The organism is Brevundimonas sp. (genome assembly GCF_016742135.1).
Lineage (GTDB): Bacteria > Pseudomonadota > Alphaproteobacteria > Caulobacterales > Caulobacteraceae > Brevundimonas.
On record NZ_JACVCG010000007.1, the window covers coordinates 44,065 to 67,586 of the forward strand.

General features: G+C 66.5%; 21 protein-coding genes and 2 tRNA genes. 19 read left to right on the forward strand and 4 right to left on the reverse strand.

The annotated features are described in order from the left end of the window. Positions 1-154: 154 nt before the first annotated feature. Positions 155-712: a DUF6471 domain-containing protein gene (locus tag IBJ06_RS13160; RefSeq protein ID WP_292161135.1), complete on the forward strand. Its 558-nt coding sequence runs from the start codon at positions 155-157 to the stop codon at positions 710-712. A gap of 54 nt (positions 713-766) precedes the next feature. Here the strand turns inward: IBJ06_RS13160 and IBJ06_RS13165 are convergent, their stop codons facing one another. The 3 genes from IBJ06_RS13165 to IBJ06_RS13175 form a co-directional block, all read right to left on the reverse strand. Beyond that, positions 767-5,299: an AAA family ATPase gene (locus IBJ06_RS13165; RefSeq protein WP_292161137.1), complete on the reverse strand. Its 4,533-nt coding sequence runs from the start codon at positions 5,297-5,299 to the stop codon at positions 767-769. A 171-nt stretch (positions 5,300-5,470) separates the two neighbouring features. Then, entirely contained in the window at positions 5,471-5,668 is a 198-nt protein-coding gene (locus IBJ06_RS13170; protein ID WP_292161139.1) for a hypothetical protein, read from the reverse strand. Further along, complete coding sequence (locus IBJ06_RS13175; protein ID WP_292161141.1) at positions 5,661-5,846, reverse strand: hypothetical protein; 186 nt, start codon at positions 5,844-5,846, stop codon at positions 5,661-5,663. The genes IBJ06_RS13170 and IBJ06_RS13175 overlap by 8 nt, the downstream gene beginning before the upstream one ends. Positions 5,847-6,246: 400 nt before the next feature. Here IBJ06_RS13175 and infA point away from each other — a divergent pair, with 400 nt between their 5' ends. From infA to IBJ06_RS13230, 11 genes are all read left to right on the forward strand, one after another. After that, positions 6,247-6,465, forward strand: coding sequence for a translation initiation factor IF-1 (gene infA, locus IBJ06_RS13180; RefSeq protein ID WP_003164348.1), 219 nt, complete (start codon positions 6,247-6,249; stop codon positions 6,463-6,465). Positions 6,466-6,476: 11 nt separating this feature from the next. Next, positions 6,477-7,055 carry a nucleoside triphosphate pyrophosphatase gene (locus IBJ06_RS13185; RefSeq protein WP_292161143.1) on the forward strand — a complete coding sequence of 193 codons (579 nt, stop codon included), beginning with the start codon at positions 6,477-6,479 and terminating at the stop codon, positions 7,053-7,055. Next, positions 7,052-8,068 (forward strand): RNA-binding protein, encoded by a 1,017-nt coding sequence (locus tag IBJ06_RS13190; RefSeq protein WP_292161145.1) that lies wholly within the window; start codon positions 7,052-7,054, stop codon positions 8,066-8,068. The genes IBJ06_RS13185 and IBJ06_RS13190 overlap by 4 nt, the downstream gene beginning before the upstream one ends. After that, positions 8,069-8,245: a DNA gyrase inhibitor YacG gene (gene yacG / locus IBJ06_RS13195; protein ID WP_292161146.1), complete on the forward strand. Its 177-nt coding sequence runs from the start codon at positions 8,069-8,071 to the stop codon at positions 8,243-8,245. A 63-nt stretch (positions 8,246-8,308) separates the two neighbouring features. Next, positions 8,309-8,384 (forward strand) — tRNA-Phe (locus tag IBJ06_RS13200). 376 nt (positions 8,385-8,760) lie between these two features. Beyond that, complete coding sequence (locus tag IBJ06_RS13205) at positions 8,761-9,645, forward strand: MotA/TolQ/ExbB proton channel family protein (RefSeq protein WP_292161148.1); 885 nt, start codon at positions 8,761-8,763, stop codon at positions 9,643-9,645. A 5-nt stretch (positions 9,646-9,650) separates the two neighbouring features. Next, positions 9,651-10,091 (forward strand): biopolymer transporter ExbD, encoded by a 441-nt coding sequence (locus IBJ06_RS13210; RefSeq protein ID WP_292161149.1) that lies wholly within the window; start codon positions 9,651-9,653, stop codon positions 10,089-10,091. A 12-nt stretch (positions 10,092-10,103) separates the two neighbouring features. Then, positions 10,104-10,823 (forward strand): energy transducer TonB, encoded by a 720-nt coding sequence (locus IBJ06_RS13215; protein WP_292161151.1) that lies wholly within the window; start codon positions 10,104-10,106, stop codon positions 10,821-10,823. 147 nt (positions 10,824-10,970) lie between these two features. Next, positions 10,971-11,738: a M48 family metallopeptidase gene (locus IBJ06_RS13220; RefSeq protein ID WP_292161153.1), complete on the forward strand. Its 768-nt coding sequence runs from the start codon at positions 10,971-10,973 to the stop codon at positions 11,736-11,738. 81 nt (positions 11,739-11,819) lie between these two features. After that, positions 11,820-11,896: transfer RNA gene (locus tag IBJ06_RS13225), tRNA-His, on the forward strand. Positions 11,897-11,941: 45 nt separating this feature from the next. Beyond that, on the forward strand, positions 11,942-12,742 hold the full coding sequence (locus IBJ06_RS13230; RefSeq protein ID WP_292161155.1) for a methyltransferase domain-containing protein: 801 nt from the start codon (positions 11,942-11,944) through the stop codon (positions 12,740-12,742). On the opposite strand, the gene IBJ06_RS13235 is transcribed toward IBJ06_RS13230, so the two are convergent. Then, positions 12,660-14,489, reverse strand: a complete 1,830-nt coding sequence (locus IBJ06_RS13235; protein ID WP_292161157.1) for a patatin-like phospholipase family protein — start codon at positions 14,487-14,489, stop codon at positions 12,660-12,662. The genes IBJ06_RS13230 and IBJ06_RS13235 overlap by 83 nt on opposite strands. Before the next feature lie 96 nt (positions 14,490-14,585). Here IBJ06_RS13235 and IBJ06_RS13240 point away from each other — a divergent pair, with 96 nt between their 5' ends. The 7 genes from IBJ06_RS13240 to metG all read left to right on the forward strand — a co-directional run bounded on the left by IBJ06_RS13240 (position 14,586) and on the right by metG (position 23,479). Next, on the forward strand, positions 14,586-16,178 hold the full coding sequence (locus IBJ06_RS13240) for a carboxyl transferase domain-containing protein (protein ID WP_292161159.1): 1,593 nt from the start codon (positions 14,586-14,588) through the stop codon (positions 16,176-16,178). A gap of 391 nt (positions 16,179-16,569) precedes the next feature. Beyond that, positions 16,570-17,475, forward strand: coding sequence for an enoyl-CoA hydratase-related protein (locus tag IBJ06_RS13245; RefSeq protein ID WP_292161162.1), 906 nt, complete (start codon positions 16,570-16,572; stop codon positions 17,473-17,475). Between the two features lie 9 nt (positions 17,476-17,484). Further along, entirely contained in the window at positions 17,485-19,380 is a 1,896-nt protein-coding gene (locus IBJ06_RS13250; protein ID WP_292161164.1) for a biotin carboxylase N-terminal domain-containing protein, read from the forward strand. A gap of 1 nt (position 19,381) precedes the next feature. Beyond that, positions 19,382-19,750, forward strand: a complete 369-nt coding sequence (locus IBJ06_RS13255; RefSeq protein ID WP_292161166.1) for a hypothetical protein — start codon at positions 19,382-19,384, stop codon at positions 19,748-19,750. A gap of 9 nt (positions 19,751-19,759) precedes the next feature. After that, on the forward strand, positions 19,760-20,158 hold the full coding sequence (locus IBJ06_RS13260) for a DUF1489 domain-containing protein (protein ID WP_292161168.1): 399 nt from the start codon (positions 19,760-19,762) through the stop codon (positions 20,156-20,158). Positions 20,159-20,290: 132 nt separating this feature from the next. Continuing rightward, complete coding sequence (locus IBJ06_RS13265; RefSeq protein WP_292161169.1) at positions 20,291-21,658, forward strand: MATE family efflux transporter; 1,368 nt, start codon at positions 20,291-20,293, stop codon at positions 21,656-21,658. A gap of 117 nt (positions 21,659-21,775) precedes the next feature. After that, a complete protein-coding gene (gene metG / locus IBJ06_RS13270) occupies positions 21,776-23,479 on the forward strand; it encodes a methionine--tRNA ligase (protein WP_292161172.1) in 1,704 nt (567 codons plus the stop codon). Positions 23,480-23,522: the final 43 nt, after the last annotated feature.

Sequence of the window (23,522 nt, forward strand, 5' to 3'; positions counted from 1 at the left end):
CAGCGCCTCCCTCTCTGAAACCGGCCGAGCCTTATGATACCCCCTTGCGCCAAAACCCCTCCTGTGCGATTGCATCGAATATGATGCTAATGCCGCAAGGTTGCGCTCACGTCAAGTGCGTATGCATCAAATTTGATGCTTAACGGAGGCCGTGATGGACGAACTGGTCGCTCAGCAATGGGTCAAAGGCACGATCAAGGGCGAATTGGACAAGCGGGGGATGACCTATGGCGACCTGACGCGCCGCCTTGTCGCCCTGGGCATCGATGAGAACGAGCGCAACCTGCGCAACAAGATCGCCAGGGGCACCTTCAGCGCGGTCTTCTTCTGTCAGTGCCTGGAGGCCATCGGCGTCACCAACCTGCGGCTCGACATGCTGGAGTTCGTGCGATCACAGGCGCGTCAACAGACGACCGGAGTTCCAGAGCAGGAACGGGGTCTCGATGGAACCCTGCAATGGGTGGTCAATCTGAAGTGGTGGCACGACAACCCCCGACCGGCGGCCGAGGTCATTTCCATGCCCACGGACGAATACCCTGACAGGGAAGGAGAACTGAAGTTCCGCTGCGGAAATTGCGGCGCGCCCATGATGTATGGCTGGACCATGGAGGAGGTCGAGGCGCAGTTCGAAGGCGAGGACGTCGTCGCCCGCTGCATTGAGTGTCGCCGCTACAATGCCCTGCCGGGGACGCCGCTGGCGAGGCGATCCTAGGATCAGGTTGGGCCTCAGCAGCCTTTCAGGCGCCGCTTCCAAGCAGTGGGTTTATTATCCAGTTCCGAGTTCCCTGGCCTTTTCATCATAGGCTGAGAGGATGGCGGCACCGTCTTGCATACCGAATTCGGCGAACTTCTTCGCGGCTTCGTGGCCTTCCTGAAAAATCGGCGCAACAGAGTCCCCCTTTCCTCGCCGCTCCAGACATTCCGCCAGAAACCATGCGGCGGCGGCGTGTTGTCGGTACGCTGAAGCGACGCCGCTTTTCAGCGCCGGCCTGTGGACTTCGAGCGCCTCGGCGAACAGCCGCTCGGCGGTGTCGACATCCCGAAGCTGTTCATGGGCACGAGCGGAAACCATCAGACTTACAGAAAGTTGCCGAAGAGAACTTGGCTCGCCGCCTTCGGCTCGTTGGGCGAAAACGGGTGTGATCTGCTCTGATATTTTCAAAGCCCCCGCATAGTCGCCCATCGCAAGGCGACATCTCGCAACAAGCAACTGGATCGATTCCGTCCATCCCAAGGATTGGGTTGGACCGGAGCTGGTAGCCCAGTCCCGGTATTCGTCGACGAGAACTTCAAAACGGCCGACAAGGCCCTCCGCTATGTCGGCATTCAAAATTTCAAAAGCAAAACAGCGACTCCAAGGGTGATCGCCTATAATTTCAGCCCATAGGATGTCACTAGCGTTGACAAGCCGCCAGAGCGTCTGTTCAGGCGCTTCATTGCCCGAGACCTTAAGGCCCACAAAGATTATTTCGGCTTTGCTGCGCAGGGGCCGGGCGGCGGCAGGGCCGTCCAGGGCCTCTACTGTGTTTCCGAGACGGGACAGGGCGACGGCCAGGTCAAGGCGCGCGCCGGGGGTGGGCTGCGCGTCGACCAGGGCTCTGAAGATCGCGGTCTCTTCCTCGCGCAGGGGCCGGGCGGCGGCAGGGCCGTCCAGGGCCTCAACTGTGTTTCCGAGACGGGACAGGGCGACGGCCAGTTCGCGGCGCGCGCCGGGGGTCGGCTGCGCGTCGACCAGGGCTCGGCTGATCGCAGCCACCTCCTCGCGCAGGGACCGAGCAGCGGCAGGGCCGTCCAGGGCCTCCACCGTATCGCCGAGACGGGTCAGGGCGCCGGCCAGGTTGCTTCGCGCGCCGGGGGTCGGCTGCGCGTCGACCAGGGCTCGGCTGATCGCGGTCTCTTCCTCGCGCAGGGACCGAGCAGCGGCAGGGCCGTCCAGGGCCTCTACTGTGTTTCCGAGGCGGGACAGGGCGCCGGCCAGGTTGCTTCGCGCGCCGGGCGTGGGCTGCGCGTCGACCAGGGCTCGGCTGATCGCAGCCACCTCCTCGCGCAGGGGCTGGGCGGCTGCCGGACCGTCCAGGGCCTCCACCGTGTCGCCGAGATTGGTCAGGGCTACGGCCAGGTTGCGGCGCGCGCCGGGGGTGGGCTGCGCGTCGACCAGGGCTCGGCTGATCGCAGTCGCCTCCTCGCGCAGGGGCCGGGCGGCGGCAGGGCCGCCCAGGGCCTCTACTGTATTTCCGAGGTGGGACAGGGCGACGGCCAGGTCAAGGCGCGCGCCGGGCGTCGGCTGCGCTTCGGCCAGGGCTCGGCTGATCGCGGTCTCTTCCTCGCGCAGGGGCCGGGCGGCGGCAGGGCCGTCCAGGGCCTGTACTGTGTTTCCGAGACGGGACAGGGCGACGGCCAGTTCGCGGCGCGCGCCGGGGGTCGGCTGCGCGTCGACCAGGGCTCGGCTGATCGCAGCCACCTCCTCGCGCAGGGGCCGGGCGGCTGCGGGACCGTCCAGGGCCTCCACCGTGTCGCCGAAACAGGTCAGGGCGACGGCCAGGTTGCTTTGCGCGCCGGGCGTGGGCTGCGCGTCGGCCAGGGCTCGGCTGATCGCAGTCGCCTCCTCGCGCAGGGGCCGGGCGGCGGCAGGGCCGTCCAGGGCCTCTACTGTGTTTCCGAGACGGGACAGGGCGACGGCCAGTTCGCGGCGCGCGCCGGGGGTCGGCTGCGCGTCGACCAGGGCTCGGCTGATTGCAGCCACCTCCTCACGCGGGAGCCGGGCGGCGGCAGGGCCGTCCAGGGCCTCCACCGTATCGCCGAGACGGGTCAGGGCGCCGGCCAGTTCGCGGCGCGCGCCGGGCGTCGGCTGCGCGTCGACCAGGGCTCGGCTGATCGCGGTCTCTTCCTCGCGCAGGGACCGAGCAGCGGCAGGACCGTCCAGGGCCTCCACCGTATCTCCAAGACGGGTCAGGGCGACGGCCAGGTCAAGGCGAGCGTTGGGCGTCGACTGCGCGTCGGCCAGGGCTCGGCTGATCGCAGTCACCTCCTCGCGCAGGGGCTGGGCGGCTGCCGGACCGTCCAGGGCCTCCACCGTGTCGCCGAGATTGGTCAGGGCGACGGCCAGTTCGCGGCGCGCGCCGGGGGTCGGCTGCGCGTCGACCAGGGCTCGGCTGATCGCAGTCGCCTCCTCGCGCAGGGGCCGGGCGGTGGCAGGGCCGTCCAGGGCCTCAACTGTGTTTCCGAGGTGGGACAGGGCGACGGCCAGGTCAAGGCGCGCGCTGGGCGTGGGCTGCGCGTCGACCAGGGCTCTGAAGATCGCGGTCTCTTCCTCGCGCAGGGGCCGGGCGGCGGCAGGGCCGTCCAGGGCCTCAACTGTGTTTCCGAGGCGGGACAGCGCAATGGCCAGTTCGCGATGTGCGTCGGGCGTCGACCGCTCCTCGGCGAGGGCTCTGAAGATCGCAGTCGCCTCCTCGCGCAGGGACCGAGCGGCGGCATGGCCGTCAAGGACCTCCACCGTGCGCCCGAAGAGAGACAGGATTTTCGCAAGTGTATTTCGATGCTGGCGGGTCGCGTCGTGCGCCACGTCAGCTCGCGTTCGATTCACGAGCTCAGTGTAAAGGGTGACGAACTGGCGGGTCGGTCCAGCCCACTCCTGATGCGCGTCAAGAATTAGGACAAGTTGGGCGGGATCGGCCCATTCCACATGATCAAGCGCCAGCGGCAGAACTTCCTTTGCAGCGGTCCCGGCGGCGCGTGCATCATACCGCACATACGCCCGCCTGATCAGTTCGGCGGCGGCGGCGATCGAACTTTTCGACTCTTTCCTTCCCAGGACCAGCAACAGGTCCCGATCGCTGGCGACGGAAGGATCGGAGATGGCCAGCGCGCACGCCGCAGCCAGCGCCTCCCCGGCCGCTTCCTCATCCACATGGTTGCCCAGATCATCCCACGCCGCGTTGCGATAGGCACGGAGGCGAAATTCGCCCTCGCCGTGGGTCGGCTCCATGCTGGCGAACCCATGGGGGTCTTCGCCCTCCGCCAGGCCCTCGGCCGCGCCTTCGAGCGCCAAGTGTTCGGCCATGAATTTCACCAGGCGAGGAGAAAAAGCCGTTCCGTGCAGACTGGCCAGGCTCATGGCGCGGCGGACGTGGTCGGGGGCTTCCGCGAAACGGTTGGCGACGAAGTCGGGGAATTCTCGTCGCGTCACTTCTTGGAGGCCCCTGTCCGTCAGGGGGGCGGTCAAGTCGCGGCCTTCGAAATATTTAGGGTTCCGCGCCAGATACATCAGCACTTCGTCCAGGAAGCGGGGGTTGCCGTCCACCTGGTCCAGGATGGTCGTGCGTTGCGGCTCCGTCAGGCCCGGAAACGCCGTTGTGACGACCTCGGCCAATTCGGGCGCACGGCCGAGATAAAGGGCCGGATCGTCATTCTCGACCGCCAGCAATGAGGCGGGGGCCGCACCCGAGCGCTCGCTGGCCCGCCACTCTCGCTCCCAACTGGTCAGAATTACCAATACCGGCCAGTTCTCCAGCCTGGCCCGTCTCACCAAGGCCTCGGCGAAGGCGGTCGTTCCTTCGTCGTGCGAAAGCCACTGGGCATCATCCAGGACGATCACCAGGGGAATGGGCGAGAGCCCCCGGGGCGGCGATTTCGTCAAGCGCGCCAGGTCGCCCAGGATGGTCTGGGTCAGTTCGTCATTGGCTCGCCGATCGGCAGCCGCCGGAGAGGTATCGAGTTGCTCCATGAGGCGCCGCTCGCGATCAAGGTCGTAAAGCGTCTTGCCACTCTCCAGCAGTGTCTTTCCAACCCCTAGGAGGCCGAAGGACGCCAGGTTGCCCGCGACGTCTACCGCCAGGTCCACGGCCCCCTTGAGCAGAGCCTTGTCGGATCGACTGCGAAGGCCCTCCTTGCTGGCCGCACGAGAATAGCGTTCGAGATGTGCCTTCAGGATGTCCAGGCCGGACCACAGCGCCCGCGACACGATTTCATTCCTGGCGTCCGGGTCATGCAGACGCAGCCCCCACCAAAGGAAGGGCATGGAGGTGCCATTGGCTCCGGCCTCTCCGACGTCGGGATTGACCATCAGGTTGTCTTCCCGTTTCAGCAGGCGGTCGGGCCAATATCCTTCCGATCCCACGCCGTCGTGATGGGTGGACAGCCAGTTGTAGAACTCCTGGACTAGGCGTGTTTTGCCAAAACCACTCTCCGCGATGATCGCCACCACGCGGGTGCGGCCCCACGCCGCTTCGGCGTAGGCGTTTTTCAGCGCCTCAAGCTCCGCTTCCCGTCCTACGAAGAGATGAGACCACTCCGGCATTACCGCCCTCCACCAACCCGACCGATCCTCGCATGGTTCATGAACATCGATATCAGAGAGGATGTCGAGGCGACAGAGAACAGCCAAGTTTCAGATGGACCGGCTACGTCGCTGCCGCCCTGGCAGCGGACGCGACGGTTCGACGAGGCGGCATGGTCGCCGATGCCGGACTCAATCCTCGCCGCTGGGCTTCGGTTTCCCGGAACGCGTGGAACGCGCTTGGCTTAGCCGATGGCGGCGCATTTCCACCATGCGCTCCACGATTTCCAGGATGTCCGGGTCCGCCGGGTCGGATGGAGATTCGAACCCCTCCAGCCCCTGCGCCGTCTTCGCGTCATTGCGGCTGGAAGTGGAGCGCTTCTTACTCATCGAACTTCATCTTAGCCGACATCCGGGCGCGATGTCGCGTGATGATCTGGAAAACGACGGCGGCGGCGCTCGGCCCAACAAACGTCATGCCCAGCCAACACCCGTGGCATTGACCATCAACGCCCAGGCTGATCTCGATCGGCGAACCGCCAAGATGAAATGAAAGATACGGGCGCATCAGAGACGCACCTTGTGAAGCGCGCGACGCAGAAGAGCCTGAGCCGCAGCTTCGAACGTCAGGGCGGAAACACACGCGCGCCCGTCAACGCATCCCTGAAAGGACAGCTTGCCGTCGATGATTTCCCGGCGAACCGAAAGCCGACCCCATCCAATCGGGGTCATGATAATGTCTGTGCGATGCCGCATCTACTTCTCCTGCTCAAAATGCAGGATCACGCATTCATCGGCCGCAAACGCCCTTCGCAACAGGAATCATAACTTCGATTCAAATTAGGGGACTACCATCAGCCCTGACCTCTCGACTATTCATGCATTTTAATGCATAGGGCGCGACCTCAACGGTCCGTGTTTCGCCCGACTTGGTACCGTTCAATGTTTCCCCGGGTGCGAGAGGCCGCATGGCTAAGGAAGAATTGCTCGAGTTTCCCGGCGTGGTCAGCGAACTGCTGCCCAATGCCACGTTCCGCGTGACGCTCGAGAACGACCACGAGATCATCGCCCACACGGCGGGCAAGATGCGCAAGAACCGCATCCGCGTGCTGGCCGGCGACAAGGTCCTGGTCGAAATGACGCCCTACGACCTGACCAAGGGTCGCATCACCTATCGCTTCAAGTAAGGCCGGGCGGGATGGCCCGTCCTGAGCTCATCCTGGCTTCTGCCAGTCCGCGCCGGCGTGAGTTGCTGGCCCAGGTCGGGATCGTTCCGGACCGGGTGGAGCCCGCCGACATCGACGAAACCCCTCTGAAATCCGAAACCCCGGCGCAGCTGGCGGACCGCCTGGCGCGGTCGAAGGCGGCCGTAGTGGCCGACCTGCATCCCGAGGCCGTGGTGCTGGCGGCGGACACCGTCGTATCGCTGGGGCGGCGCTTTCTGGAAAAGGCCGCCGATGCCGAAGAGGCCGCGCGCTTCCTGCGGCTGCTGTCGGGCCGGAACCACCGGGTGCACACCGGCGTGGCCGTCGCCCGGGGCGATCGCATCTCGGTGCGGGTGGTCGAGACGCGCGTGTCGCTCAAGGTCCTGAGTGAGGCCGAGATCGCCGCCTATGTCGCCAGCGGTGACTGGCAGGGCAAGGCCGGGGCCTATGGCATACAGGGACCGGCGGGCGCCTTTGTCCGGCGGATCGTCGGCAGCCACCCGGCGGTCATGGGACTGCCGCTCTATGAAACCGTCAGCCTGCTGGAAGGCGTCGGGTACCGGCGCGGGTGAGTAGCCTCGAGACATTTCTGGATGAGGCGCCGGGCGAGACCTGGGGCGTGGTGTGCCAGGACGGCGAGCCGTGCCGCATCTTCCTGTCGCGCGACGAGGATCAGCCTGCGAACCGACTTGAGGCGTCGAGCATCGGCCGGGTGACCGCCCTGCTGCCCGGGGGCGGCGGGGCCTTTGTCGATCTGGGGACCGGAGAACCGTTCGGATTCCTGCCGAAGGGCGCGGCGGCGGTGGGCGAGGCCGTCCATGTGGCCGTGACGGCCGAGCCGCGGGGCGGCAAGGGGCCGACGCTGAAGCGGATCGGGACCGGGGAGGGGCCGCCACGCTTGCTGAAGCCCGGGCCGGACGTGGGGGAGTGGCTGGCCCGGGCGGCGCCGGGCGTCGAGCCCGGGACCGGGGCCGTCGCGATTGAGGTCGTGCGCGAGGCGCGAGAGCTGCAGCTGGCCACCACCTTCTTCGAAGGCGGACTGGATGTGGCCGTTGAGCGCACCCGCGCCATGGTGACCGTCGACATCGACCATGCGGGAGAGGCCGGGCGCGACGGTATGAGCGCCCGTCTGGCGGCGAATCGACGCGGTTTGACCCTGGCCGCGCGACGGATCGCGCTGAAAAACTGGGGGGGTCTGGTCGCGATTGATCTGGTCGGCACCGCGCTTCCGCCCGAGCCGGTAATGGCCGCAGCCAAAATTTCATTTCAGGACACCGGTGTCACCTTTGGGCCACTGAGCCGTTTCGGGGTCCTGCAACTGTCCCTGCCGTGGACGCGGGCACCATTTGAGGAGTCGCTGTTCGGGGTTTCGGGGACGCGCCGGAAGCGGGCGAACCAGATCGAGGCGGTTCGAACTTTACGGCATGCGCTGGCCACCGACCGGACCTCTCCCTGGGTAACCCTGGCGGTGCCGAAGGGAGAGCGCGAAGACATGGATGCGCTGATCGTCGGGATCGGCCCGAGGGCGCGCCTTGTCGCGGACCCGGATCTGGCGGCCGGTACCTACGAACTGCGGGAGGGCTGAATGGCCAAGTGTCCGATCTGCAAGAAAAATTCCACCCACGCGGACTATCGACCGTTTTGTTCCAAACGCTGTTCAGACGTCGATTTGCAGCGCTGGCTGACCGGCGGATATGTGCTTCCGGGAGAGCCCGCCGAGGGCGGTGAGGACGACCCGCCGGGCGACGGAAGCGAACGATGAAGAAGGGTGCTGGACACCCCGCATCCGCTCGCCTATAGACCCCGCTCCCGCCCGCCGGAGCGCGCCTGGGTAGCTCAGTTGGTAGAGCAGCGGATTGAAAATCCGCGTGTCGGTGGTTCGAATCCGCCCCCAGGCACCACTTCCTCGCGCCCGGCGCGGAAGGAAATTCCAGATATCATGAAAATGTCGCTTTCCGGGGCAAGGTTGTGCCCCAACAAGGAGCGTTCTCGCGCCGGGGGAAAAGCACCTTCGCGCACTTGACGCTCTGGTATGCGTTCGCCAAAGGGAGCGTGACTGCTTTCTTGGGTGGGCGTCGTCAGAAGGGTTCGGGCCGAGGTTCGGAGCCATCTGTCACCGACACCGGTTCCTTTCGGCAACCGGGCGCATCCGAAGGCGTTTCGATGCCGGACCCCCGGGTTCGACGTCGAGAAGTCAGAATTTAACTGGGATACGACCGCTGTGGTCGGGTCCTTTAGGGTTTCATGGTCAGACCACAACGCAGGAACTGGCGAACTATGCGCGATAGCAAAAAGACGAACATCCTCCTCGCAATGGTCGGCGCTGCCGTCCTCATGGCGAGCTCGCCGGTCCTGGCTCAGGACACTACGGCTCCCGCCCCGGCCACGGCCGAGGCCACCACGGTGCCGGCTGACGCCGCTGCCGCCCCCGAATCCCCGGAAACCGTTGCCGAAGCGGTCGGCGGACACGGCGGCGAGTCGCTGACCCCCATCAAGATGTTCATGGACTCGGGCATCGTCGTTAAGGTCGTCATGGTCGGCCTGCTGGTCGCCTCGATCTTCACGTGGGTCATCCTGATCATCAAGATGATCGAGTTCGGTGGCCTGAACGCCAAGACCAACCGCTTCCTGGAAAACTTCCGCGGTGCCCGTTCGATCGCGGACATGCGCAAGATCGCGACCTCGGACGAGTTCGACGGTAACCCGCTGGCCGACATGGCCGCCGCGGCCACCGAAGAAGTCGAACTGTCGCGTCAGGCGGGCCTGTCGGTCACCGGCGAGCACCGCGATTCGGCGATGACCCGCGCCGCCACGGCGGTCTCGGCCGTTCAGTCCGGTCTGGCCAATCGTCTGTCGGGCGGCCAGCAATTCCTGGCCTCGACCGGTTCGTCCGCTCCGTTCATCGGTCTGTTCGGTACGGTGTACGGGGTTATGAACTCCTTCATCGGTATCGCCGAGTCGAACACCACCAACCTGGCCGTCGTGGCCCCCGGTATCGCCGAGGCGCTGCTGGCCACGGGTATCGGTCTGTTCGCGGCTATTCCGGCGGTTATCTTCTATAACTACTTCAACACCCGCATCGCCGCCTACGGCACGCGCTCGGACGGCTTTGCTGCTGAACTGCTCAACGCCATCTCCCGTCAGCTCGACAAGGGAGCGTAAGCCTCATGGCCGCGAAACTCTCAGGAGGCGGCGGCGGAAAGTATCACGTCGAGCAGAACAGCGAGATCAACGTTACGCCTTTCGTTGATATCATGCTGGTTCTCCTCATCATCTTCATGGTGGCCGCGCCTTTGGCCACCGTGTCGGTGGAGGTGAAACTGCCCACCGCCGCAGCCGAACCGCAGGAGAACCCGCCCACCCCGGTGTTCATCTCCATCCAGAGAGATGGGGGTGTCTTCATCGGCGACAACCGGACCACGGTCGGGGAGATTGGTGACAATCTCCGCTTCCTGATCCGGACGCGTAACCCGGAGGAAGAGCGTATCTTCATTCGTGCTGACCAGACCACGCGCTATGGCGATTTCATGCAGGTTATGAATGCCCTGCAGGACAATGGCTTTTACAGCGTCGCCCTGGTCGGCGAAGACAACGCAACCCCTCAGTAAAGGACGGGCGAAATGACCGATACACCCGTTGAATACCATCGCAGTCGCTATGACGCCCCGAAGAAAAAGGGCTTCATGGGGGTGTCGATCGGGGTCTGGATCGTTGTTCTGATTGTGGTGACCATCCTGTTCGGGGTGTTGCTCTACTTCGTCGATAAATCCAGGTTCGAGCTGAAGATTCCGGACTACACGGATAACTCCGTGCAGGTCGATCTGATCGATCCGATCCCGCCGCCGCCTCCGCCGCCGCCGCCTCCGCCGCCTCCGCCGACGGACCAGCCGCCGCCACCGAAGCTTCAGCCGCGTGAACCTGCGCCCAGTCCGCTGGCCCCGCCGGTCACCCTGCCGATCCCGCCGGTGCCGAAGGAAGACCGTCAGGAATACACCGGCCCGCCGGTCAATATTCCTGGACCGCCGCCGCCGCCGGCTCCGCCGGCGCCGCCGCGTCCGCCGGTCGTGACCAACCCGGCCTGGGCCAGCCGTCCGACCCCGGAATTCCCGGATCGGGCCATGTCCCGCGGGATTGAAAGCGGTCGTGTGGAGCTGAGCTGCGGGGTCAATCCGAACGGTTCGGTGAGCGATTGCCGGATCATTTCGGAGGAGCCCTCCGGAGCCGGCTTCGGCCAGGAAGCGATCCGGTCGACCCGCCGCGCCCGTCTGACCCCCGGTCAGGTCGATGGTGTGGCCGTCGGTGGCCGGGTGAACTTCACTGTCACCTTCCGTCTCCAATAGAGTCGGAACGACGACAGAAGACTGAAACGCCCCGGGGTTCGCCCCGGGGCGTTTTTCTTTGCCGGGGCCGGATAAGGCCGCCGGATCAAATTTGCGCTCCGCGTGTTCAAGCGTCACAGCTGTTGGAAACACCCGGGAGACATCCGCATGCCGTTCATCCTGTCCAGGGCCACTCTGGCGAAGTCGTTTGTGGGCCTGGTGGCCGCCTCTGCCCTCGTCGGAGGCTGCGCCTATAATGAGGCCCTGGGCCGCAGTCAGTTTCTGCTGGTCGACAATGCGGCCCTGACCCAGGCGGCCGATCAGGCGTGGGCCGATGCACTGCGCACCCAGCAGGTCTCACGCGACGCCGCCGCCAATGAGCGCATCCGTCGGGTCGGCGATCGCCTGGTGCAGGCAGCGGGTCTGACCAATATCCGCTGGGACTATGCGGTGTTCGTGGACACCTCGCCCAATGCCTTCGTCCTGCCGTCGGGCAAGATCGGCGTAACCACCGGACTTCTGGCCCTGGTCCAGAATGACGACCAGCTGGCGGCCGTGATCGGCCATGAGATCGGCCATGTGGTCGCCCAGCATGCTGCCGAGCGCTATTCCAGCACGGCGGTGACCAGTATCGGTATCCAGGCCATCCAGGGTGCATCGGGCGACTATGGCCAGGCGGTGGGCGCCCTGGGCGGGCTCGGCGCGCAACTGGGTGTGCTCCTGCCGTTCTCGCGCCAGCATGAGCTCGAAGCCGACCAACTGGGCGTCGACTATATGGTTCGGGCCGGCTATCGCGCGTCGGAATCCATCGCCTTGTGGCGGCTGATGGCGGCCCAGCGTCAAACCCAGACGCCCGAGTTCGCTTCGACCCACCCGTCGGACTCGACCCGGATCCAGGCGCTGGAGCGCTACATCCAGTCCAAGGGGTACCGCTGAACCTGAATGAGGACCGGCAAATCGCGCGAGCGGCTTGATCCCGGCCCGCGAGGCCGCTAGAGGACGCTCCTCGCGACGCGTGCCGCCTTAGCTCAGTTGGTTAGAGCGCCGGTTTGTGGAGCCGGAGGTCCTCAGTTCAAGCCTGAGAGGCGGTACCATCGCGAGGGCGGCTTCCCGCCGCAGACCAGGCCGGGAGCGCTCCCATGCCGATTCCCCAAGCAGAGACCGTCCAGTGGGACCCGGACCGGTACGGCCTGTTCGGGGCCGAGCGTGATCGCGCGGCGCTGGACCTTCTGGTGCGACTGCCCGGCGATCTGGACCCGCGCGATATCTGGGACCTGGGCTGTGGTGACGGTCACCATGCCAGTCTGTTGAAACGGCGCTATCCGGCGGCCGAGGTGCACGGGCTGGAGCTGAGCCGCGAGATGTTGGCCGGTGCCAGGGCGCGGGACAAGACGGTTCACTGGCATCAGGGCGACATTGCCGGCTGGTCACCGGGCCAGCCCGTCGATCTGATTTTCGCCAATGCCTCCTTGCAGTGGGTGGGCCATCATGAAGCGCTGTTTCCGCGGCTGGCCGGCCAGCTGGCCCCGGGGGGTGTCCTGGCGGTGCAGATGCCGATGGCGTTCGAGACCCGGCATCATACCCTGATGCGGGAGGTGGCGGCGGACGGGCCGTGGGCCCGGGCCCTGCGCCCTGTGGCAACGATCGCGCCCCTGCTGCCGGGCGAGGTCTATTACGACCGACTGGCCGCGTTCAGCGAGACGGTCGATATCTGGTCGACCACCTATCTCCATGCCCTGAGCGGTGAGGATGCCGTGTTGGCGTGGATGTCCGGCACGGCGCTGCGACCCTATCTGACGGCTCTGGCCGATATGCCGGAGCTGAAGGCGGGCTATCTTGAGAGGCTGGCCGGGGCGCTCAGCCGGACCTTTCCGAGGCGTTCCGACGGCGTGACGCTTTTGCCTTTTCCGCGGCTCTTCCTTCTGGCTCGGGCGCGGTGACGGTTTCAGCCTCTTCGGCCTTGCGGACGCGGCTGCGGCGCAGGTCGGTGACCGGGCCGTCCAGCTCCTCCAGCGCCTTGCGCGCCGCCTCATAGCCCGCCCGGACCGGGATGTCGTAGGCCTTCCAGTCGCGGATATCCATGCCCTCGGGCTCGGGCTGGATCAGCAGGTCGGTGGCCTTGCGAGAGGTTTCGACGTCGGCGTCGCTGGTCAGGGTGGCGGCCCGCATCAGCAGGGCCACGATGGGCGGCCCCTTCTTCCAGTCCCCCGAGAGGATCCACCGCCACCAGGAGGGCGGGTTCTGAAGGGTCGCCGGATCCACGCCCCGGGCCTGGGACATATCGACCCCGATCACAGGGCCAGCGTTCATCTGGCGCATGGTCTCGGCGGGGAAGTTCCGCAGCACGGCACCGTCGACCAGCACCTGGTGGTGCATGACCACGGGTGGCATGACCCCCGGAATGGCGATCGTAGCGCGCATGGCCCGACGCAGCAGCCCGCGCCTGTGCACCTCGATCCGGCCGGTCGTCAGATTGGTCGAGACGGCGAAGAAGGGCAGGGGCATGTCGGCCATCTCGGTATCGCCATAGGCGTTGCGCAGCAGACGCGCGACCTTGCCCGCCCGGGTCATGGCGATCATGGGAAAGGTGATGTCCGACAGGGGGTCGCTGGCGACGAAGGCGCGCTTGATCTCCGCCTCCAGCTCGTCCTGGGACCAGCCGAGAGCGGGGCCGGCGGCGATGATCGCGCCCATGGAAGATCCCCCGAGAAAGTCGAGCGGAACCCGGGCTTCCCGCAGGGCCCGGATGGCGCCGATGTGGGCATAGGCCCGGGCGCCCCCGCCGGACAGGACGACGCCGACCGCCGTTCCGGTGACGATCCGGGCCATGCGGGCGGCGTCTTCCGCGCTGCCGTCGGTCGCGTGGAACCAGCGCCCCGGCCTGACCGCATCCAGCCAGACGCCGGTATTGGCGGGGCGGAGCATGCGGGGGTCCCGCAGAAGGATCAGATCGGTCCGCTGCTGGGCATCCAGAGCGGGATTGCGGGGCAGAGTGGCACCGGGCGGGGCATTCAGCGGATTGCCGACGATGAACAGCCGGTCGACCTGACGGGTGCACAGCTGGGCCCAGGCGGGCTCGTCAGCCTCGGCCACATAGAGGACGAAGTCGTGGCTGTCCTCGACCCGGCTGAACCATTCGGCGACGGAGCTCAGGGCCGAATGGTCGATGATCAGGCAGGTGAAGCCCTGGGCCTGGATCGAGGCGGCGATCCGTTCGACAAAAGCCCGGATGGGACGGGGGCGGGCCGAGATGAAGCCGAACACGCTGGGCTCGCCTCCGCCCAGTGTCTGGTCCCGGGACCGGCGGATCATCAGGCGCGACAGCTCGACCATCAGGTCCGGCTGGCTGCGGGCCGCCTCGAAGAAGGTTTCGCGCGGCAGGGCCAGGATTTCGGAATCGCGCAGGGCGACGACGCTGGCGGTGTGGGGCGTGCCGGCCAGCATGGACATTTCGCCGACCGGCTCGCCCGGGCGCACCACGCCGAGGAAGCGCGGAGTCTGGTCGCCGTCGTGGGAGAAGACGCCGAGACGGCCGGAGCGCAGCAGATAGAGGGTGTCGGCGGGATCCCCCTCGCCAAACAGCTGCTCACCTCCCGTCAGGGCGAACCAGCTGACATGCGTCTTGTCGCCGCCTGTAAACAGGGTCTGCAGTGCCGCTTCGAGCGTGTCCGTGGGCGCCTTGGCCATATGGCCTTATGGCAGATTCCCGGGGGCGTGGTCATCCGGCCTGTCAGGAGTTTCGCCCCCTTTGCCGTTCCGGGGAAAGCTGCCTAAAGGGAGGGCATGCCCAAGCTGACCTCTGCCATCGATCCGTCCGCTCCGGCCTTCAAGGCGCTGGAGAGCACCAACCGCCGCCTGCGCGACGAACTGGTCGAGCGGGTCGCCCTGGCGGCGCGGGGCGGGTCGGACAAGGCGCGCGAGCGGCACGTCAGCCGTGGCAAGTTGTTGCCACGCGACCGGGTCGAGCGCCTGCTGGATCCCGGCTCGCCCTTCCTTGAGATCGGCCAGCTGGCGGCGTTCGGTATGTATGGGAACGAAGCGCCCGGGGCGGGCATGATCTGCGGTATCGGCCGGGTCTCGGGCCGCGAGGTGATGATCGTCGCCAACGACCCGACGGTGAAGGGCGGCGCCTATTTCCCGATGACGGTCAAGAAGCACCTGCGCGCGCAGGAGATCGCCGAGCAGAACCGCCTGCCGTGCGTCTATCTGGTCGATTCGGGCGGGGCCAACCTGCCGCACCAGGCCGAGGTGTTTCCTGACCGCGAGCATTTCGGGCGGATCTTCTTCAATCAGGCGCGGATGAGCGCGCGCGACATCCCCCAGATCGCCTGTGTCATGGGCAGCTGCACCGCCGGCGGGGCCTATGTGCCGGCCATGTCGGACGAGACGGTCATTGTGCGCAATCAGGGCACCATCTTTCTCGCGGGGCCACCGCTGGTGAAGGCCGCGACGGGCGAGGTGATCTCGGCCGAGGATCTGGGCGGGGCCGAGACCCATGGCCGCAAGTCGGGCGTGGTCGACCATGTGGCCGAGAACGACGAACACGCGCTGGAGATCGTGCGGTCCATCGTCGCCAATCTGAACACGGTCAAGGACGTGCCGCTGGATGTGCGCGAGCCGCGCCCGCCGGCGCTGGACCCGGAAGAGCTGTACGGCATCATCCCCGACGATGTGCGCGCGCCCTATGATGTGCGCGAGGTCATTGCCCGCACCGTCGACGGCTCGGAGTTCGATGAGTTCAAGCGCGACTATGGCACGACGCTGGTGTGCGGCTTTGCGCGCATCTGGGGCTATCCGGTCGCCATTCTGGCCAACAATGGCGTGCTGTTTTCCGAAAGCGCGCTGAAGGGGGCGCACTTCATCCAGCTGGCCTGCAAGCGCAAGATCCCGCTGGTGTTCCTGCAGAACATCTCGGGCTTCATGGTCGGCGGAAAGTATGAGGCCGAGGGCATCGCCAAGAACGGCGCCAAGCTGGTGACCGCCGTGGCCAGTGCCGAGGTGCCCAAATTCACCGTCCTGATCGGCGGCAGTTTCGGGGCCGGCAACTATGGCATGTGCGGCCGGGCCTACAGCCCGCGCTTCCTGTTCACCTGGCCGAACAGCCGGATTTCGGTGATGGGCGGCGAGCAGGCGGCCAGTGTGCTGGCGACCGTGCACCGCGACGCCGACAGCTGGACCGAGGAGCAGGCCGAGGCCTTCAAGGCGCCGATCCGCCAGAAATATGAGGATGAGGGCAACCCCTATTACGCCACCGCGCGTTTGTGGGATGACGGCGTCATCGACCCGGTCCAGACCCGCGACGTGCTGGGCCTGGCCATCAGCGCCAGCCTGAACGGCCCGATCCCCGACACGCCGTTTGGCGTGTTCCGGATGTAGGCCGTGCACCGTTGTCTTCCGATTCTGGGACTGGCTATCGTCGTTTCGTCCTGCGGCAAGGATGTGTCGCTGCCAAAGACTTTCGAGGGCGCGTGGGATCTGGAGGCTGCCGCCTGCGCTGATCCGGAGAGTCTGAGCGGCCTTCGCGTTACCAGCCGCAGGCTACAGTTCTTTGAGTCGACGGGTGACCTCATTCGGACGACGAGTTCTGACGGCGGCGTCGTGGAAATCGAACTCGACTGGACTGACGTGAACGTAACGGCGCCCGGCGGATTGCCCCTGACCGAAAGAAAGGCGTCCCGTCTCAGCCTTTCAAAGGATCAATCCCGGCTTTCCATCCTTATAGACGACGAGACTTGGACCTATGTCCGGTGCCCAGGAGAATGATCTGATGCCCGACAAGACCCCCACCGACGCTGACCTCAACGCCATGGACATCACCGATGCCGAGGCGGCCGAGATGAACCGCATCGCCCATCCGCTGGTGGCGGGGGCGGATACCGATGCGGTCAGCGATCTCGTAACGATCGAGTCGACCCCGGACGGGGCGGTGTTCATCACCCTGAACCGGCCGGACAGGAAGAATGCCTTTGATGCGCGGACCATCGGGGCGCTTTATCAGGCGTTCGAGACCCTGCACGGGGCCGACCATATCCGGGTGGTGTTCGTGCGCGGGGCGGGCGGGACGTTCAGCGCAGGCGCTGACCTGACCTGGATGGCCGAGGCGGCCGATTGGTCCGAGAGCGACAACCGCGAGGACGCGATGGGCCTGGCGAAGATGCTGAAGGCGCTGCACGACGTGCCGGCGCTGACGGTGGCGCTGGTCGAGGGCGCGGCCATGGGCGGCGGCGCCGGCATCGTCGCGGCCTGCGACATGGCCGTGGCGGTCAAGGGCACCAAGTTCGCGTTCAGCGAGGTCAAGCTGGGCCTGATCCCGGCGACCATCGCCCCCTATGTGGTCGAGGCGGTCGGGGCGCGCCGCGCCCGCGCCCTGTTCCTGACCGGCAATGTGTTTGATGCCGACTATGCCGCCCATGTCGGGCTGGTGGATGCGGTGGTGCCGGATGCCGCCGCGCTGGACGGTTTCATCAGCCATCTGAGCGGGACGCTGACGGCCTGCGCGCCCGGGGCCATGGGCGAGGCCAAGCGGCTGGTCCACGACGTGGCGCACCGCAAGGTCGACCATGCCATGATGGAGGACACCGCCCACCGGATCGCCCGCGCCCGGGTGTCGAAAGAAGGCCAGGAGGGCGTGCGCGCCTTCCTCGACAAGCGCAAGCCGCGCTGGGCGGAGTAGGGCGCGCTGATGTTCAAATCTGTTCTGGTCGCCAATCGGGGCGAGATCGCCTGTCGTGTGTTTCGGACGGCCCGTGCCATGGGGCTGCGGACCATCGCCGTCTATTCCGAGGCGGATGCCAGGGCGCCGCATGTGCGGATGGCCGATGAGGCGGTGCTGCTGGGACCGGCGCAGGCCAGTGAGTCCTATCTGGACGGGGCCAAGGTGCTGGCGGCCGCGAAGGCGACCGGGGCCGAGGCCATCCACCCGGGCTATGGCTTCCTGTCCGAGAATGCCGACTTTGCCGAGGCGGTGAAGGCGGCGGGGCTGGTCTGGATCGGGCCGCCGCCGGCGTCGATTCGCGCCATGGGCCTGAAGGATGCCGCCAAGAAGCTGATGATCGAGGCGGGCGTGCCCGTGACGCCCGGCTATCAGGGCGAGGACCAGTCGGCCGACACCCTGAAGGCCGAGGCCGACCGTATCGGCTATCCAGTGCTGATCAAGGCCGTGGCCGGCGGCGGCGGCAAGGGCATGCGCCGCGTCGACCGGGCCGAAGACTTTGCCGATGCGCTCGCCAGCGCCCAACGCGAGGGGCAGTCGTCGTTCGGCGATCCGCGCGTGCTGATCGAGACCTATATCACCCGGCCGCGCCACATCGAGGTGCAGGTGTTCGGGGACACGCACGGCACCGTCGTGCACCTGAACGAGCGCGACTGTTCGCTGCAGCGCCGCCACCAGAAGGTGATCGAGGAGGCCCCGGCCCCCGGCATGGACGCCGAAACGCGCGAGGCCGTGACCGCCGCCGCCGTGCGCGCGGCCAAGGCTGTGAACTATGAGGGGGCGGGCACGATCGAGTTCATCGCCGATGCCTCGGAGGGTCTACGGGCCGACCGCATCTGGTTCATGGAGATGAACACGCGGCTGCAGGTCGAACACCCGGTGACCGAGGCGATCACGGGAGTCGATCTGGTCGAATGGCAGCTGCGCGTGGCGGCGGGGGAACCGATACCCCTGAAGCAGGAGGAGATCGGCATTCACGGCTGGGCCATGGAAGCGCGGCTATATGCCGAAGATCCGGCCAATGGCTTTCTGCCCAGCATTGGCAAGCTGGAGCATTTCCGTATGCCGGAAGGCGTGCGGGTCGATACCGGCGTCGAACAGGGCGGCGAGGTCAGCCAGTTCTACGATCCGATGATCGCCAAGCTGATCGTGCACGAGGACACGCGCGAAGAGGCCGCGGAGGCGCTGGCCGAAGCCTGCGGCGAGGTCGAGGTCTGGCCGGTGCGGACCAATGCGGGCTTTCTCGTCCGGTGCCTGGAGCATCCGCGGTTCGTGTCGGGGGATGTGGACACGGGGTTCATCGGGGCGGAGGAGGCGGCGCTGACTGTGGCCGAAATCTCCACCGACAGCTTGCAGGGAGCCGCTCGCAGCTTCCGCTTCGCCGAGGGCTTGATCCACCATCGATCGTTCGAGCCCTGGAACGGTGTTATGGAGCAGATCGGGTGGCGTTTGAACGCGGCCCCCAGCCTCGGTCAGACCGTTTTTGTCGATGGCGTGCGCACCACGCTTGTGATCGACGACACAGTCTTCGATCACGCAGGCGAACACCGCATTGATGCGGCGACGACGGTTCGGTTTGAGCGAGGCGACGCCTTTGTTGTCTCTACGCGCACTTCTATCGGCGCAACCGGCCCCGCCTCCGACGGTTCGCTCCGCGCGCCCATGCCGGGCAAGGTGGTGGCGGTGCCGGTCAAGGCGGGTGATCCGGTGAAAAAAGGTCAGCCTGTGGTCGTCATCGAGGCGATGAAGATGGAACAGGCGCTGACCGCGCCCTATGATGGCGTGGTCGAGAGCATCGGCTTTAACGTGGGCGATCAGGTCGGGGCCGATGCGGTTCTGGCGGTCGTCACAGCAGGGGATGAGTGAGATGAAACATACGGCACTGGCCATGGCTCTTGCGGCCGGACTAATGGCGTCTCCCGTCGCGGCGGTCGCTCAGGATCCCGTTCCCACTGCGGATCGCAACGATCTGGAGTGTGCGGCCCTGTTCGCCGTGATGGCCGGGTCGGACCCTCAGTATGAAGCCTCGGGCGCGCTGGGCATGGCCTATTACATCGGGCGCCTGGAAGGCCGTAATCCCGGTCAGGATCAGGTCGTCCGCCTGTTCCAGTGGCTGAACACCCAGAGCGAGGACCAGCTGATGGCCATGCTCGAGGCGGCGGGACCGCGCTGCGGCCAAGAACTGCAGGACCTGGGGAGCAATATGATCGAGGTCGGGAGCAGCTTTGCCGGCTGATCCGGCCTGATGCCGCTTCATCTGATCAAGCTGTGCGTCGGTGTGGCCAAGGTCGAGACGCTGGAACGGCGCGCGGCGAAAGGGGACTGGTTGACGGTCCATACCCGCATGACGCCCAAGCGCTCGGCCGAGCTTAAAGACGGCGGCTCGCTGTACTGGGTGATCAAGGGCGCGATCGCCTGTCGCATGCCGATCGCCGACATCACCACGCGCGGTGAGGGCAAGACCTCGCAGTGCCTGATCCAGCTCGAGCCCCGGGTAATCCGCACGGCCCCGCAGGCCCGACGGGCGTTTCAGGGCTGGCGTTATCTGGAATCGAAGGACGCTCCGCCCGACCTGTCGACCCTGGATGCCGGCGATCTGCCGGAAGAGCTGGCCAAACAGCTGCGCGAAATGGGGGCGTGGTGAGGGGGAGGCAGTAGGCAGTAGGCAGTAGGGATTAGAGACGGGTGGAGGAGAAGCCGCTATAGCGACCGGCCGATCGCGCCCGCCGCGTGATCAATTCCTCCTACTGCCGACTGCCGACTGCCGCGAAACCCCATGCCCGCATCTCCCGCCACCCGAACCGTCCTGCGCGACCTGCTCACCCTGGCCTGGCCGGTGGTGCTGGCGCGGATCGGCATCATGGTCATGGGCCTGACCGACGCCATCGTGGTCGGCAATTTCTCAAGCACCGAGCTGGCCTTTCACACCCTGGCGTGGACGCCGACCTCGATCGTGATCACGACGGCGGTCGGCCTGTTGCTGGGGGTGCAGGTCATGACCGCGCGGCGGCTGGGCGAGGGACGGCGCAGCGAGGTCGGTGCGGTGTTGCGCCGGGGGCTGGTCTATGCCCTGTGGCTGGGCGGTGGGTCGATGATCGGCCTGATGCTGGTCGGGCCGTGGGGCCTGGCATCGATCGGGCTGGAGGATGGCCTTGCCGAGGGCGCGCGCCTGCCGCTGCTGGTCTTTTCGCTGTCGATGCCGGCCTATCTGGTCAGCGTGGCGGCGCAGTTCTTCCTCGAGGCGCTGGGGAAACCCAAGCCGGGCATGATCGCCATGTGGGTAGCCAATGGCGTCAATCTGGCGCTGAACCTCTTGCTGGTGCCGGACCTGCTGGGACTGGGCGTCGACGGGGCGCTGGCCTCGTCCTGGGCGACCTTCTGTGCGCGCGCGGCGCTGGCCGTGTTCCTGATCGTCTATATTGTGCGCCTGCCCGAGGCCCGGGCGCTGGGCATTTTCCGGAAGGCACCGCGCGACCCGCTGGCCGAGGCGGAACAGCGCAAGGTTGGTTATGGCGCGGGCTCCAGCTATTTCATCGAGGTCGGGGCCTTTGCCCTGATGACGCTGATCGCCGGTCGGCTGGGCACGAATGAGACAGCCGCCTGGGCCGTCGTGCTGAACATCTCGGCCATCGTCTTCATGATCCCCATGGGCCTGTCGTCCGCCGCCGCCGTGCTGGTCGGGCGGGCGTTCGGGGCGGCGGATGCGCAAGGGGTGATGCGCGCCGGGCTGGTCAGTCTGGCGGTGATTTCGACCCTGACGCTGGTCGTGGCGCTGATCGTCTGGCCGACGGCACCTCTGCTGATCGGCGCCTACAGCCGCGACCCGGCGCTGATCGCGATTGCGGTGCCGGCGCTGGTGCTGGCCACCCTGTTCTTTGTCGCCGACGGCATTCAGGCGGTCGCGGCCCAGGCCAATCGCGCGGCGGGCGACATCTGGTGGCCGACCATCATGCACTTCACCGCCTACGGCGCCGTCATGATGCCCCTGGGATGGGTATTGGCCCCGCGCATGGGGGTAGACGGTCTAGTCTGGGCCATCATCATAGCCAGCCTTGTGTCCTCGGCCCTGCTGACCGGCCGGTTCATCCGCGTGGCGCGGCGGATGCAGAAAGTGGCGAGTGGCGAGTGGCGTGTGCCGAGGTAAGATGCCAAGGCCTGCGAAAGTCGGATTATCGGACTTGAAGGTTGCGATATAGCGGCACACTCGCCACTAAACCGCTCAACACTCGCCACTCGTCACTCGCCACTTGTTCGGACACCCATGGCCCGCATTCTGATCACCTCGGCGCTGCCCTACATCAATGGCATCAAGCACCTTGGGAATCTAGCCGGGTCGATGCTGCCCGCCGATGTCTGGGCGCGGTTCAAGCGGGGGCAGGGGCATGAGGTGCTCTACATCTGCGCCACCGACGAACACGGCACCCCTGCCGAGCTGGCCGCCGCCGCCGCCGGTCAGGATGTGCGGACCTATTGCGACGAGCAGCACCAGATCCAGAAGGCGGCGGGCGAGGCCTTCGGCCTCAGTTACGACTGGTTCGGGCGGTCGTCGAACGAGCCCAACCGGCGCCTGACCCAGCATTTCGCCCGGGTGCTGGAGGACAATGGCCTGATCGAGGAACGTGTCGATCAGATGATCTATTCGATCGACGACGGCCGCTTCCTGCCGGATCGCTATGTCGAGGGGACCTGCCCGCACTGCGGCTATGAGAAGGCGCGCGGCGACCAGTGCGACAATTGCGGGCGGCTGCTGGACCCGACCGATCTCAAGGACCCGTATTCGGCCGTCTCGGGCAGCCGGAACCTCGAGGTGCGCGATACGCGGCACCTCTATCTGCTGCAGACGAAGCTGGAGGGGCGCATCCGCGACTGGATCGACACCCGCAGGGACTGGCAGACCCTGGCGCGCTCGATTGCGCTGAAGCATCTGGACGAGGGACTGATCGACCGGGGCATTACCCGCGACCTGAAGTGGGGCGTGCCGGTGGTCGGGCCCGACGGCGGCCCGCGCCCGGGCATGGAGGGCAAGGTCTTCTATGTCTGGTTCGACGCCCCGATCGAATATATCGGCGCGACCGAGGAATGGGCCGAAGCGACCGGCGTGACCTGGCGCGACTGGTGGCGCACGGATGAGGGCGCTGACGACGTCCGCTATGTCCAGTTCATGGGCAAGGACAATGTCGCCTTCCACACGGTGTCGTTCCCGGCGACCATCCTGGGCTCGGGCGAGCCGTGGAAGACGGTCGATACGCTGAAGGCCTTCAACTGGCTTAACTGGTACGGCGGGAAGTTTTCGACCAGCCAGGGCCGCGGCGTCTTCATGGATCAGGCGCTGGCGCTGCTGCCGGCCGACTACTGGCGCTGGTATCTGACGGCCTATGGTCCCGAGCATTCGGACTCGGCCTTCACCTGGGAGCAGTTTCAGTCGGCGATCAACAAGGACCTGGCCGATGTGCTGGGTAATTTCGTCAACCGGATCGTGAAGTTCACCGAGTCGAAATTCGGCGGCGTCGTGCCCGAGGGTGCCGCCCTGACCGACGAGGACCGCGCCTTCCAGACGCAGATCGCGGAAGCGGTCGCCGAGGCCACCGCCGCCTTTGAGGCGATGGAGTTCCGCAAGGCCGCGCAGGCGATCCGGGCCGCCTGGGTGCTGGGCAATGAATATCTGCAGGTCGCCGCCCCCTGGACCGCCTTCAAGACCGATCCCGAGCGGGCCGCCACGGCGGTGCGGTTCGCGCTGAATCTGGTGGCCCTGTTCGCGCGGCTGGCGGCGCCGGTCCTGCCGTTCACCGCGCCGAAGATCGCCGCCAGCGTCGGCGAGAGCGATCTGAGCTGGCCCTCAGCCGATGAGGACTGGCTGGCCTGCGTGCCGGTCGGCCGCCCGGTTCAGGCCGCCGAGGTGCTGTTCCGCAAGATCGAGGACGAGCAGGTCGCCGAATGGGCCGCCCGCTTCGGCGGCGAGGGCTAGTTCGCCGCCGGCGGTTCACCCGGCACCGCCTGCACCGGCGGGG